Below are 12443 nucleotides of genomic sequence, written 5' to 3'. Positions count from 1 at the left end.
GCCGCCACCCGGCGCGCAATCACTTCACTAACATGGCTCGATTTCTCGGGCTTCCATTTTGTTCGAGGAGTTCTGATGGGCTGGGTTCCCGATAACGTCATTGAGGAACTTCGCGGCAGCCATCAGCTCGGGATATTCCTTCGCATCGGCACCACTCCGTCGCTGCATATGTGGTTCGGCATCAACGATATCCCGGTGAATTTCGACAGCATAGATCCCAGCGGAACGGTTTATCTCGGCGGCGGCAAGCTGGTCGGTGTGCCGACGCTCGAGGTGCTGGTAAACGGCACGGCCGACAGCGTCGAGTTCACGCTTTCGGGCATTGATCCAACAACTGCAGCGAAGATGATTGACAGCCTTCCTGCCGTCCGCGGCGCGCTTGTGCAGATGGGCATTACGACGCTGGACCAATATTACCAGCCGATGAGCAACGTCATTCCGATCTGGACTGGTACTGCGTCGCATGTGTCGGAATCGTCGCCTGCCACACCAAGCGGACAAACGGTAACGCTGGCCTTGTCGTTGGCGGTAGTCGCCGGGGAGGCGACGCGTTCGCGCGGAGCGCGTTCTGTTTGGTCAACCCCGCATCAAAAGGCGATCTCGCCGACGGACAAGTTCTGCGACGGCGTTAGCCGGTTAGCAAGGGGCGTACAGCCGGTCTGGCCAAACTTCTAATCTGCTACGGCACGGCGGAGAGCTGAGGGTTTCATGACATTGCACGAATTTCTGGCCCTGCCGCACCGGTTTAGGTGGGGCGGGATGGGTGGCGATGACTGCACGACATTCTGCGGAACATGGCTGCAAGAGAGCATCGGGATAGACCCGGCAGAGGAATACCGCGGCACATACGGCACGGCTAAGGGCGCGCACGACATTCTTGAGCGCGCCGGGGGGGTTGTTGCGTTCGCCGCAGCAGCATTGGAGCCGCAAGGCTTCAAGCGCGTCCAGCACCCGCAACACGGCGACGTGGGCGTTGTGAAAGCGCCTGCAGGGTTGGATGGCGAGACCAAGGAAATCTGCGCAATTCGTTTTGGACCGCTTTGGGCACTGCTTGCGCCGTCTGGCGTTGTCGCCAAGAAACTGGACCATATTGCTGCGTGGCGCGCGCCTGGTGGAGATCGCAAAGAATGAGTTTCCATCACCGCATGATGCTGCAGCGCTACGGCCTCGGCAACACGACGTCGCTTTACAGTACGGTTCTATTCGACCCCATTTTCACGCCGATCTTTACCGCAGTGCTCGGATCTGGCGGCTTCGCCATAGGCGCGACAACGATCACTTATGCATCCATCGCGTCGGCCATCGCAACGACTGCATTGTCGATCGGACTGCAGGCGCTCCTGGCGCAAACGCCGAAGCCACCAAAGCCCGAAGACGGCAGGTCGCCACTCAATCAGGCAATCCCTTTCCGCACCTACGCAGTCGGCCGCACACGTCTGGCCGGCGCGCGCATGATGTGTGAAGCGGTAGGATCTAATCTCTATTCCGTGCAGGCCATTGCGGGCCACAAGATCAAGTCATTCAATCGTTTTTACCTCAACGATGACGAGGTTACGGTCGTTGATAACGTCGTGCAGGCGCTTACAACAGGCGGCAGGTACGGCGCAGGCTCGGCCAATGTGCGGCTGTACACTCGCCTCGGCGTCAATCCGGAAACGCCGTACGCCGAGCTCGTCTCGGCGTTGGGCGCAGATGGCATCTGGACCAACAACCATCGAGGAGACGGGCAAGCATCGCTTGCCATGCGGGCGCACAACGCGGACGCGCAGGACCAGCAGACAGCGTTTCCATACGGCGCACCGTCGCCATCAGTAGAGATTGATGGGGCAGTTTGCTGGGATTTCCGCGACCCAGCGCAGAGCCCAACGAACCAGAACACTTGGACGTGGACTCGCAACTCTGCGATCATTTGCGCTTGGCATCTCTGCTTCAACGAATTCGGCTTTGGCCTTGATTACACTAAGGCGCTGCTTCCGGTCATAGACTTATGGAAAGAGGAAGCAGACATCTGCGACGAGCTCGTGCCGCTCAATGGTGGCGGCACTGAGAAGCGATATGAGTGCAACGGCTGGGACACGACCGAGAACGGGCCGAAGTCGGGCCTGAACGCAATCCTGTCGACCTGCGACGGTCACTTGGTCGCACGCGGCGATGGAGCTCGCACCCTAACGGTCGGCAAGTTCCGCGAGAGCCGCACGGCCACGCTCTCTGATGCTGACATCGTCGGCCATCAGGTTCAATACGACGTGCTGTTCGAGGATGAGTGCAATCGGCTTGTGCCGAAATTCACCTATCCGGCCACAAACTACACAAGCTGCGACACCGACTTTTTCGAGGACACGGCCGCGCAATTAAGCGCGGGACGAGTTCTAACGCAGGAAGGCAGTTACGAGTGGTGCCACCAGTGGCGGCAAGCAAGACGACTCGGCAAACGAGATTGGCTTCGGTTGCGCCAGAAGGTTAAAGGCAGCCTTGATGTTCGCCTTTCCGGCATCAATGCGGTTTACGCACGGTGGGTCAGGCTGGAAACGCCAAACCGCCTCCCGCGATTGGACGGAAAGCTGATTGAGAATCGTCGTTCCGTGTTGGCCCTTACCAAGGGCGGGTTCTCGATGGATTTCGTTGAGCATCCAGACGGCATTGACAACTGGACGCCGTCCACGGAAGAGGGGCAGCAGCCTCCAGTTCCACCAGCGGTTAACGCGTCGAACATACCGACGCCAGTCATTAACCTCATTCAGGCCAAGGCAAGCAACAACTCGGTTTATATCCGAGTGGTTGTCATTGATCCGGAGGAGGACAGCTTTATCCCGGTAGTTCGCTACCGCGTTGCTGATATCGGCGCGGGAACTCCGGGAGCGTGGATTGAGCAGAGCTTTCCAGATGCGGCACCTTCCGGCGGCTACATCAACCTGAACACAAACACTGTTCCTGTTGATCAAGAGCTTGAGGTGCAGGTTGCGTTCAAAGCCTCCAACGGGAAGTACTCAAACTGGTCCGTCACGGAAGAAGTGACATCGACGGCTGACCCAACGCCGCCTGGCGCGGTTACCGGAGCATCGGCGACCGGTGGCGTAGGCACGGCAACGTTTAACTGGACTGCGCCGAATAGCGGCAATTATGCAGGCGCCAAGATCTACTGGAACACAGTCAATAACTTCGCCACGGCCAGCTACGCTGGGCCGCCGGAATACGGCGCGTCGTCAAGTGCGGATTCGACAGCAAGGTCGTTCGTTGCTGGCACTTATTTCGGCTGGATAGTGTCGATCAACCATTCCGGCATCGAGGGCACGGCCGTCGCGACGGATTCGTTCACGGTTACTTAAGCCTCATCCAAAACGCAGTCTTTTCAATCGCCTCGGCCTAGCGCCGGGGCGTTTTCGTATGGGAAATCACAAATGGTAGAACTCGCCACGACCATCTGGGCAGACGGCCCGACCTCTGACCCATATGGGCCGGACAAAGCGCAGATAAGGGCGTGGGGCACATGGCTTGAGGGTATCATCAACGCCTTCACCGCAAACGGCGGCCTGATCTTCTCCTCCAAGGCATCTTTGGACGCCAGCTTGGCATACGCCGCCAACACCATGGCGTGGGTCATCGGAGATGCGACCGTCGCCAATAACGGCGTTTACGGAAAAGTCGGCGCTTCCGGCGTTGGCTCTTGGACACGCCGCTCGGACCTTCCGTTCTCGTTCATTATCGCGAGCGACGTAGGCGCGGGCACGGCCAACGCCATTCAGGCAACGACGTCTATTCCTGTGTCGGCCTCGTCGCTGATCTGGATGAACATCTTCGAGGCGAATACCGCGACCCCGGTGACTGTCTCCTTCAACGGCGGATCTGCGCTCACGATCAAGACCAATAGCGGCAATGATGTCGCCGCCGGTGGACTATCGGCCGGCATGATCGTGATGGGCATTGTTTCTGGCTCGACGTTTCGTCTGGTGAGCGACCAGGCCAGCGCGGCGATTGTTGCCGCTGCGGAGGCTGCTGCTGATCGGGCTGAGGCTGCGGCGGCGTACGTGACGGGCATTGACACGGTTACTGTCGCGGAAGCGGGGACTTTCCCCAATGACGTTCGTTTTCTGCAATTGCTCGGACGCGATACTTACGGCGACGGGGGAGCGTTCAAGGCGGTCGAAATCACGGAAGACGGTTCGCCGCTCGGTCCAGGTCAGTTCAAGACCAACGTCAATCTGAAGCGCTGGGAGAACGCCGAGGACGTTATCACGCCTGCCATGTTCGCCGAATTCCGGGAGATGCTGACATTCACCAAGGCGCAGATGCGGATCCCTGCGGGTAACTACGAGTTCGACGGTTTCATCACCGTACGCGACAATGCCGTGATCCGTGCCGAGAAGGGCGCGACATTCATCCCGACATTCGAGCCGACGGGGACGGACCGCGCCAATCCTCTCATCGACTTCGGCAACGGCGCGGACATCAACTATCTCAAGCTGCAGCTCGACGCCGGCATCAACACGATCCGCAAGGGCTTCCGTTTCGGTGATTACAGCCAAATCGGATACGTTGAGTGCATCTCGGCCGACATCAATCTCAACCGGACGGAGAGCGGATCGACGGACCTTATATCCGGCGCCGTTCTGATTGATGGCGATCACGTTCGCATCGGCCAGATATATCTAAGCCGCTTCGATCGTGGGTGGACTGTCATTGACAGCACCGATGTCATTATCGGCAAAATCCGCAACCTTGAAACGCTGATGGGCGGATATGTCCACGGCACGCGTGATCTACATATCCTTGCTGGCTATACGACTGGCGCCACGCTTGCCGAGGCGACTGCACTGTCGCGCCCAAGAGGGGCGATGACGCCGGGCCTGAACTCTCTTCTTCTCGCTGGCTGCTCAGACAGTTCGTTCAGTAATTGGCAAAGTTTTGACATTCTTGAACATGGTGTGCGCGTCGGGGCTATGGCCGCGGGCACGTCCGTTCCGAACCACCGGCTCAGCTTCATCAATCATCGCCACTACAGGCCGTATGGCTGCGGCTTTAAAATGGACGATGCGGATGCGTTCAACATCAAGCGTGTCCTCATCCAGGGTCTTTATCTCGAGGATGTCGGCCACGACAACTGGTTCGGCAATCCTGGCTATCAAAACTGGTCGACCAACGACGGAACCAACTACGTAAACACGCCCGGAACAGATAATGACGGGAATAAGTCGGCCCTCGCCATACGCAATTCACAGCATGTGACGTTTTCGGATTTCTCTAACAAAACCAATGCTTACGCAAACAGCGGCCAGATTGGGCTTTGGATTGAGCGGTCGAATTACGTCCAGGGGTCCAACATAGACACTGAAAAATCGCGTACTGATGGCGTTGTCATTCAGTCTGGCGGGGGAACTTCCCCGGAGCGAATAGAACTACGTGGAGTAGCCACACGCGAGAATGTGGATAGCGGCTTGCTGCTCAACGCGGCCGCGTCAAATGACACTTGGCGTGGCGTCCAAGTGCTGGACATCGACAGCCAGAATAACGGCGGCTATGGCGTCGAGGTCACCGCGAGATTGGACGGAGGCACTCCGTACGCGACCCTTGCCTCTCGCATCGAGGGCTTTGTCCGCGGCAACACCGCCGGCCAAGTCTCGATCAATGCCAACGTCGCTGCAGATGCAGACTTCGTGAACGCTATCAAAGAGCGCGGCACGTTCACGCCGACTGCAGCATTTGCCGTCGTTGGAACATCCACCTGGGCATACTCGGCGCAAAGCGGCCGCTATTGGGTAGAGGGTGACCGCTGCTTCGTTGAGATTAGTATCGCCATGACGCCAACGATCGGCACAGGTTCTGGCAACCTTCGTATCGCAGGTTTGCCCTATGCCGGTAATGGGGGCGTCAACAACATCTGCATCATTGAAACTGATGCCGACTTCTCCTCGTGGAACAGCCGCGTTGAGCTGGTCCCGACGGTGCAGAACGGGCAGACGTTCGTTGAAATACGCGGTCTGGCTGCTGCCGTCGGAACGTCACCGATTGGCGCTACCAACATGACGTCTGGCGCGGAGCACGTTCTAAAGATGGCTGGATGGTATCGAATCTAGCTATCAGTGCCGACAGCGCCGGCCCGATGCCCAAAGGTTGTGAAGAGTGCTTCAGAGCGACTTCACAACCTTTCAGGGTTGGTCCATGTTCGAAGTATGTTTAAGAAATTACTCGAACACGCAAAGCTCGCCACCACCATCAAAACGATCCTGACGCAGTGGGGATTGTGGCAATATCTTTCAGTGGGAGCCAGTGTGGCTGGAGCAGTTGTTTTTGGCGGCTGGATGTGGCTTCAAGCCCAGCTGCCTATGTGGGCAATTATTTTAGTAGGACTGGCGACATTAGTATTGGTCATGCATCTTCTCAATACGGTCCACACGATTGTATTAAGGCAGAAGGCACAAACCATAGACATTCCCCGAACAGCCGCACGCATGAAGAGGTCGGCCCAGGAGATGCTAGAGACCATTCAAAGCCTGAGAAAAAGACACGGCCTTTTTGACTTGGAAACTCCGGATTTTTTTGAGGGCGGTAGTGAAGCAACCTCAAGACATTGGACCAAGAAAAGAGACATAGAGCGCCGCATTTACTTGGGGTTCATGAGCGTTCACCGTTCTGACATTCTAAGAGATTTGCGCATCCTTGCTACGCTAACCAAGCTGGAGCGACCGCCCTTCCACGTCGCGGCCGGTATGGAGCAAAATCCCGAGATCGTGGCCAGCTATCTCTCATGCGCTGCTGATCTTATGTTAGATGGCAACCTTGACGAACTGAAGAAGTTTGAAAGTGACTTCATATTTTGGTTGACCCACTAGCTGCCGGCCATCCAACAGCGGCTTTTGTAAAAGGTATCCACGCGTAACTTTACAACCTTACTAGTCGGCGACGAACCGCTACCCAGCCCCGCCATTGAGCGGGGTTTTCTTTTACAGGAATCCCCATGACCATCACCACCACGTCACCGCGTGGGCTTGCCTTCATGCGTGGCCACGAAGGAAACCCGCTGACCTGTTATCTGGATCCTGTCGGCGTTGCCACGATTGGCACTGGCTTCACGATGCGCAGTGCCTCGGTACGCAAGGCGCTCGCCGCTTTGGGCATCACCAAGCTCGTGCCAGGCAAAACGAAGATCACGGCCGCGCAGTCCGACGCCATCTTCGCCGCGGTGCTTGCTGAAGAATTCGAGCCTGCCGTCGTTGCGTCGTCGCCAAAGAGCCGCACGCAGCACCAGATGGACGCCGCTGTATCAGCAATCTACAACCTAGGCACTGGCGCGATGCAGTGGGCGTGGGCCGATCTTTGGCGTGCCGGCGACATCAAGGGTGCCGCAGCCTATCTCGGCAACCACTACAACACGGCTGGCGGCAAGAGGCTGCCGGGCCTTGTGCGGCGTCGAAAGGAAGAGGCCGACCTGTTCCTGAGCGGGCGCTACGCGTCCGTTGGCGGCGCAGTGAAGGAGGCGACCGACAAGCCGCCTCGCAAGCCCGACGCAGTCGTCAAGGAAGCGCAGGAAATTCTCACCAGCAAGGGCTTCAATCCTGGCGCCATCGACGGCTGGATGGGCGAGAAAACGCGCGACGCCATCATCGCGTACCAGAAGGCGCACCCGCACCTCGAAGCGGATGGCATTCTTGGGCCGGCAACTTTGAGCCAGCTACGGCGCGACGCAAAAGCGCTCCGCGATGCAGCGACCAAGGGCGCAGGCTCTGCCGTTGGCTCTGGCGCACTGGCGTTCGCTGCTGGCTTGCCGTGGGGGTGGATTGCGCTTGGCGCGCTGGCGCTGGCGCTCGGCTACGTGGCTTACCGAAATCGCGACCTTATCCAGCGCCGTTGGAACACCTGGCGCGGCAAGGAGGCTGCGGTCTAGCGGATAAATCTCACCGCGGCCGCGTGCCTCGAGCGTCCTTGGGAAAGTTGGCGAGCGATCGTCTGAGTTTCGTGATGCTCTGCGTCACGTGCTCAATAATGAGAAAGTGTTTCTCGTTCTCCAACTCGACGATGCTCCCGCATCTCCTGCACGAGAGTTCATCGTTTTCTTTTACCCAATCGACCGTCTTGCTGACCTCGTGGCCGCATTCGGGGCAGGGGATATCGATCTCTTCACTATCGAACATAGCAGCACTCAGGTTGAGTGCAGATAGCAGCACAACCTACATCGAGGTGCAATGCTTAGCCTCTTACTAAAATGGGCTACAAACGGCCCGCTCGACCGCATCCTTACGTCGCTCGACAAGTCGATCGACAACGAAACGGAACGGCAGAAAGTCGCGGGCGACGTCATCGCCAAATACATCGCCACCGAAGCGGAGACGCGCGCCGCGGCGATGCAGTCTCGCGTGTTCTGGTGCGTGTGGGCGCTCTTCGCCGCCCCCGTCGGCTTCTGGCTCGGGGCGATATGCCTTGATAGCGTCTTCCTGTTCTCTGGCCATATTACCGACCTGCCGCCGAGCGTGAAGCCTTACGCCACGCAGATCATTGCCGCGGTGTTTGGTTCAGGCGCTGGCGTAGCCGGCATCCAGTCGATCGCTGCGGCTATTAGGGGGCGGCGATGACCCCAGAAGAAATAATGAAGGCAGTTCTCTTCTTCCTTACAGTGGCGGGCGCCGGATGGGGCATTTGGTGGAAGATCGACAGCCGCGTCAAGGAAGGCGAGAAATCCACCGAGGGGCGGATTAGGGAGGCGGAGGAGCGGGCCAGCAAGGTGGCCGAAGACTTGGCAGGGTTCAAGCTGCGGGCCGCTGAGACCTACGCCACGAAGGCGGGAATGGAAGCCCAAACCGCGCAGATTATGCGCGCGATCGAGGGCGTCGGCAGCCGAGTAGATGCGATCAGCGAAAGGCTCGACCGCGTTTTCGAACAACGATCAAGCCGCTCAACCAGAACATAACAAAAACTAAACTGTTCGAGCAAGACTGGGAAACCTATGGGTACGGGGCTGTCATGATCGCGTTTACACGGTCACCGAGCTGCTCTTCCACATCTTGCCGCAGTTCGGAAAAAAGGATTGGATCGATGGTGATCTGAATGCATGTTGCCTGAATTGTATTAGTAGAGGGGCTAAATAGCTCCGTCCAGTTTCCAATCGGGTTCGACAGTGACATAGCCGTATAGGCGTACTGAATTGGGCCGGGCTTTATGGCAGCAGACATCCCGAAGCAATTGTTCCGGCTGTTCTTCCAAAAACGATCACCAACGGAATAGGTTTCTGGTCCAGCAGAGTGTATTGTGCTTGAAACATAGGCGAGTGGTTCCCCCAGCGTCCCAAGCCAGAATTCCAACAATTGCACCGCAGTTTGATTATTGCATTCTCCAGAGAACTTCTGAGGGGAGTCCATTACTGATGTCCACCGCGTATCTTCCGCGATAGAGGCCATCAGAGTAGCGATGTATTCATCGCTTTGCTGCATCGCAGGATCGTATATCTTGTCATCGCTCCAGCCCTGCCGTGCAAGCGTCGCGCGGAAAACGCTTTGAATCCAAAGGTCTGTCATTGTCACGCATTCGACATCATCCTTAGAAAGACCCGCCATCAGAAGCAGGTGATTGCCGGATGCGCCAATTTGATCGACGTTTGTCATGATTTCCTCGCTTGTCCTTCAATATTGGTCGCCACTGAACTGCCGCCTATTCGCTTCCCGGGCGATAGACCCCCTAGCAAACACGCCACCTCGTGGAGGAGGGCGGGTTATTGCGCACTACCCTGCGCAATGCCCAACCTTTCGCTTCGTTCTGGTTCCCAGGAGGACGGCTAAAAGGCGCCTGACTTCCGTTTCGCGCTACCGGATGCTCCCTTCCCAGGGACAATCGCGCAATCAGCGCGGCGCTCTACGTATTCTTAATGCCACCAATCCCGCCGCTGGCAACATGACCTGCCTCGGAGGTGACCGCTTCAAACTTAGTGGACGGATGGTGGTCATCGGACGTCGCTCTGCTTTGTCCAGCCGCCGGGTCCGCCTGGTTAATCGGATCACCTGCAACCGGGGGATCTTCTTGAGCCCGATCCTCGGCGCTGTCACGTGGGTTATATCGCATGGTGGCTTCGCTGGCATGAGGCGAATTGGGTTGGGTGACCGCATCCGAGCTGGAAGGAGCGGCTTCGGTCTCGCCGCTACGCTGCTCATTCCATTTAAGCTGGCCCCGAAGACCTTCTTGAGATTCTGCCTCGGCAGCCTTACCCCTGCCAGACCAAGTGGCTTCGCCGGAGGCGGCCGCGTATTCGGGGGGATCTTCGATTGTCCTCTTGGCCGGAGGAATCTTAGAGTTTTCTGTCATGACGATCTCCACTGTTGCGCGGTTGGATTGGGTAAGGCGGACCCCGGCTTCTCTGTTGAGCCGGCGTCAGGTCGTCCAAAAAGGGGTGCGGCGTGGTCGTCTGCTGGCATCGATAGTTCACCGAGCCTGACAATCCTTTCAGTCACGCTCACGAACGTCACCTAGCTATCACGCTAGCGCACCCAAAAACTACCCTACGTTTTAATAGTGAGCGCCGCTTTACTGTCGGAAGTTGTAGTTTGAGGTCCGGCACGAGTAGGGAACCATTAGGGTGAGACTGGGGTGGTCATCTTGCCGCGACGTAAATCGCCTCTATCCTTCATTGTTCATTCATGGAGGAGAGCATGGCGGATAATCCGAAGAAGAAAGGCCGTGATCGCGAGCTGGTGTCCGAACAGGAGCACGAGGTGGCCTACCTCATGAGGACGGCGAAGGTGACGAGGCAGAAGGCTCTTCAAGCAATTCGCGAGGCCGGGCCGAACCGAGACAAGGTGATGGAATATCTCGGCAAGAAATAGGGGCGGCGAGGCGGCTTTAAAAATGCGAGTGCCCGCGCAGGGGGACTGGAACGGGCACTCCTGACAGGTTGGGGGACCTGAACGCCGAATTGCTCGGCATCAAGTTAACTTAAGCTGCGCGTTTTGGTTCCACGTGACCATCGGTTCGCGAACACTCATGCAACAGGTTCGGTCGGATCGAGGATATCGGGCGTGTCGTTCTTCGGCGAGCCGACCTTCCGATCGATCGGCCACATCGTCATCAACTCGGCCGGAAACGGCTTCATCAGATCGAACGGGTCCGGCTCCGGCGAAAGCCAGCGCGCGTAATCCTCGCGCTGCAGGATCACTGGCATCCGGTCGTGGATTGTCGCCATCATTTCGTTCGGCGGGCAGGTGATGACGCAGAAGGTGCGGATATCCTCATCCGTCTCCGGGTTGCGCCAGGTGTCCCAAATGCCGGCCAGCGCAAACGGCTCACCGGATTTCATGGCGATGGCGTAGGGCTGCTTGTTCTTGCCCGTGCCATAGATGTCCTTCCATTCGAAGAAACCATCGATCGGTATGAGACAACGCCGCACGCGGTAGGCGTCCTTGAACATGCCGCTGGTTGAGATGCCCTCGCAGCGGGCGTTGACCGGTGGCGGCCGGTTGGGTTTCCCCTTGATCCAGCGTGGGATGAGGCCCCATCGGGCGCTGACGAAGACCGGGCCGAAGAGGTTCGGCTCCCGGATCACATCGCGGATGATGATCGGATAATCGAGCGATGGCGCGCCGTTGTAGCGCGGGAACTGGTTCGCCAGCCCTTCGACGCCTTGGCGCTGCGCGAAAGAGAACTCGCGCAACAGTCCGTCCAGATTGGTCTTGATATAGATACGTCCGCACATATGTTCCCTCTCTCACCCAAACAAGTTCGTGCCGCCGGCGTTAGCTGTTCAAGTGTTCATTGTTTAGACGACCACCCGCTGACGTCGCATCGCGCGGTTTCCACTCCGGCCGGTGCTCGAAACAGAACCAGTTCGGCTTGGCCTTCCCGGTCGCAAAGCCGAAGCCGCCCCACTTGTTGCAGCCAGGATGCTCGCAGTAGTGAAGATAGGGGCCGCCTTCAAAGTGCGGCTTGGCGCCATTCTCGTCACTCATATTCGGTCCTCCATCGCGAAAGCTATGGCGTAACGGATCCGCGTCAATCTCCGACAACCTTCTTGCCGTCGCTGCCGAACTGCGCCTCGAAGGCTGCTTCCCAGTCGATGTAGCATGCCGCGCTGGTGCGGCTCAGCGGCTCGAAGCGATAGCGGCCGAGCAGCGCCGACGATATCAGCCTGGCGATGCGGTCGCGCGCGGCCGATGCCTTTAGCCGGTCCCTGGCGCAGGCTTCGCGCCGCAGCTCGATCGGGATCGCATGTAGTGTTTGCGTGATGAGCGGTGTCATCGCCGGATAGCGCAGCACCTGATCGCCATCCCAGATGGCAAAGGGCGCGAAAGAGGCGGCTATCTTCGTCGCCATGTCCTCGATGCCGCGAACCTCGATCGTGCGGCCATATTGATCGAGCCCGGCGATGGCCCGCCTTTGAAAGGGCTTGAGAACGGCAAAGTCGACCGCGATCAGGTTTGTGATTTCATCTTCAAATGTTCGCATGGCGCACCTTTCAAATGCCGCATGAG

At 58.1% G+C, this 12443-nt stretch carries 14 protein-coding genes; 9 read left to right on the top strand and 5 right to left on the bottom strand.

Going from position 1 to position 12443, the window contains the following annotated elements:
* Positions 1 to 75: 75 nt before the first annotated feature.
* The 8 genes from PYH37_RS26165 (at position 76) to PYH37_RS26130 (ending at position 8899) form a co-directional block, all read left to right on the top strand.
* Entirely contained in the window at positions 76 to 675 is a 600-nt protein-coding gene (locus tag PYH37_RS26165; protein ID WP_280734368.1) for a hypothetical protein, read from the top strand.
* A gap of 33 nt (positions 676 to 708) precedes the next feature.
* Entirely contained in the window at positions 709 to 1131 is a 423-nt protein-coding gene (locus tag PYH37_RS26160) for a DUF6950 family protein (RefSeq protein WP_280734366.1), read from the top strand.
* Complete coding sequence (locus PYH37_RS26155) at positions 1128 to 3326, top strand: phage tail protein (RefSeq protein WP_280734365.1); 2199 nt, start codon at positions 1128 to 1130, stop codon at positions 3324 to 3326. Before PYH37_RS26160 ends, PYH37_RS26155 begins: the two co-directional genes overlap by 4 nt.
* A 72-nt stretch (positions 3327 to 3398) precedes the next feature.
* A complete protein-coding gene (locus PYH37_RS26150; RefSeq protein WP_280734364.1) occupies positions 3399 to 6071 on the top strand; it encodes a hypothetical protein in 2673 nt (890 codons plus the stop codon).
* Positions 6072 to 6167: 96 nt separating this feature from the next.
* On the top strand, positions 6168 to 6827 hold the full coding sequence (locus PYH37_RS26145; RefSeq protein ID WP_280734363.1) for a hypothetical protein: 660 nt from the start codon (positions 6168 to 6170) through the stop codon (positions 6825 to 6827).
* A 125-nt stretch (positions 6828 to 6952) separates the two neighbouring features.
* Complete coding sequence (locus PYH37_RS26140; RefSeq protein WP_280734362.1) at positions 6953 to 7879, top strand: glycoside hydrolase family protein; 927 nt, start codon at positions 6953 to 6955, stop codon at positions 7877 to 7879.
* Between the two features lie 298 nt (positions 7880 to 8177).
* Complete coding sequence (locus PYH37_RS26135; protein WP_280734361.1) at positions 8178 to 8564, top strand: hypothetical protein; 387 nt, start codon at positions 8178 to 8180, stop codon at positions 8562 to 8564.
* A 14-nt stretch (positions 8565 to 8578) separates the two neighbouring features.
* On the top strand, positions 8579 to 8899 hold the full coding sequence (locus PYH37_RS26130) for a hypothetical protein (protein ID WP_280734360.1): 321 nt from the start codon (positions 8579 to 8581) through the stop codon (positions 8897 to 8899).
* Positions 8900 to 8933: 34 nt separating this feature from the next.
* Here PYH37_RS26130 and PYH37_RS26125 read toward each other — a convergent pair whose 3' ends face one another.
* Together PYH37_RS26125 and PYH37_RS26120 are read right to left on the bottom strand one after the other, a co-directional pair.
* Positions 8934 to 9590 carry a hypothetical protein gene (locus PYH37_RS26125; RefSeq protein ID WP_280734358.1) on the bottom strand — a complete coding sequence of 219 codons (657 nt, stop codon included), beginning with the start codon at positions 9588 to 9590 and terminating at the stop codon, positions 8934 to 8936.
* 247 nt (positions 9591 to 9837) lie between these two features.
* Entirely contained in the window at positions 9838 to 10284 is a 447-nt protein-coding gene (locus PYH37_RS26120) for a hypothetical protein (RefSeq protein ID WP_280734357.1), read from the bottom strand.
* Between the two features lie 344 nt (positions 10285 to 10628).
* Between PYH37_RS26120 and PYH37_RS26115 the strand changes: the two genes are divergently transcribed.
* Positions 10629 to 10802, top strand: coding sequence for a DUF3606 domain-containing protein (locus tag PYH37_RS26115; RefSeq protein WP_280734356.1), 174 nt, complete (start codon positions 10629 to 10631; stop codon positions 10800 to 10802).
* Positions 10803 to 10957: 155 nt separating this feature from the next.
* Here the strand turns inward: PYH37_RS26115 and PYH37_RS26110 are convergent, their stop codons facing one another.
* Genes PYH37_RS26110 through PYH37_RS26100 form a run of 3 tightly spaced genes read right to left on the bottom strand, consistent with a single transcriptional unit; the run spans position 10958 to position 12417 of the window.
* The gene (locus tag PYH37_RS26110) at positions 10958 to 11668 is read right to left on the bottom strand and encodes an SOS response-associated peptidase (RefSeq protein WP_280734355.1); all 711 of its coding nucleotides are present in this window, start codon (positions 11666 to 11668) and stop codon (positions 10958 to 10960) included.
* A 40-nt stretch (positions 11669 to 11708) separates the two neighbouring features.
* Positions 11709 to 11921 (bottom strand): hypothetical protein, encoded by a 213-nt coding sequence (locus PYH37_RS26105; RefSeq protein WP_280734354.1) that lies wholly within the window; start codon positions 11919 to 11921, stop codon positions 11709 to 11711.
* A 43-nt stretch (positions 11922 to 11964) separates the two neighbouring features.
* Complete coding sequence (locus PYH37_RS26100; RefSeq protein WP_280734353.1) at positions 11965 to 12417, bottom strand: hypothetical protein; 453 nt, start codon at positions 12415 to 12417, stop codon at positions 11965 to 11967.
* Between the last annotated feature and the right edge of the window lie 26 nt (positions 12418 to 12443).

The organism is Sinorhizobium numidicum, assembly GCF_029892045.1.
Lineage (GTDB): Bacteria > Pseudomonadota > Alphaproteobacteria > Rhizobiales > Rhizobiaceae > Sinorhizobium > Sinorhizobium numidicum.
Note: the sequence above shows the minus strand (reverse complement) of the source record. Positions and strands in the feature narration are given on the sequence as shown.

Coding starts and splice junctions, on each gene's coding strand:
- PYH37_RS26165 (WP_280734368.1), top strand. CDS start 76: ATGGGCTGGGTTCCCGATAACGTCATTGAGGAACTTCGCGGCAGCCAT.
- PYH37_RS26160 (WP_280734366.1), top strand. CDS start 709: ATGACATTGCACGAATTTCTGGCCCTGCCGCACCGGTTTAGGTGGGGC.
- PYH37_RS26155 (WP_280734365.1), top strand. CDS start 1,128: ATGAGTTTCCATCACCGCATGATGCTGCAGCGCTACGGCCTCGGCAAC.
- PYH37_RS26150 (WP_280734364.1), top strand. CDS start 3,399: ATGGTAGAACTCGCCACGACCATCTGGGCAGACGGCCCGACCTCTGAC.
- PYH37_RS26145 (WP_280734363.1), top strand. CDS start 6,168: ATGTTTAAGAAATTACTCGAACACGCAAAGCTCGCCACCACCATCAAA.
- PYH37_RS26140 (WP_280734362.1), top strand. CDS start 6,953: ATGACCATCACCACCACGTCACCGCGTGGGCTTGCCTTCATGCGTGGC.
- PYH37_RS26135 (WP_280734361.1), top strand. CDS start 8,178: ATGCTTAGCCTCTTACTAAAATGGGCTACAAACGGCCCGCTCGACCGC.
- PYH37_RS26130 (WP_280734360.1), top strand. CDS start 8,579: ATGAAGGCAGTTCTCTTCTTCCTTACAGTGGCGGGCGCCGGATGGGGC.
- PYH37_RS26125 (WP_280734358.1), bottom strand. CDS start 9,590: ATGACAAACGTCGATCAAATTGGCGCATCCGGCAATCACCTGCTTCTG.
- PYH37_RS26120 (WP_280734357.1), bottom strand. CDS start 10,284: ATGACAGAAAACTCTAAGATTCCTCCGGCCAAGAGGACAATCGAAGAT.
- PYH37_RS26115 (WP_280734356.1), top strand. CDS start 10,629: ATGGCGGATAATCCGAAGAAGAAAGGCCGTGATCGCGAGCTGGTGTCC.
- PYH37_RS26110 (WP_280734355.1), bottom strand. CDS start 11,668: ATGTGCGGACGTATCTATATCAAGACCAATCTGGACGGACTGTTGCGC.
- PYH37_RS26105 (WP_280734354.1), bottom strand. CDS start 11,921: ATGAGTGACGAGAATGGCGCCAAGCCGCACTTTGAAGGCGGCCCCTAT.
- PYH37_RS26100 (WP_280734353.1), bottom strand. CDS start 12,417: ATGCGAACATTTGAAGATGAAATCACAAACCTGATCGCGGTCGACTTT.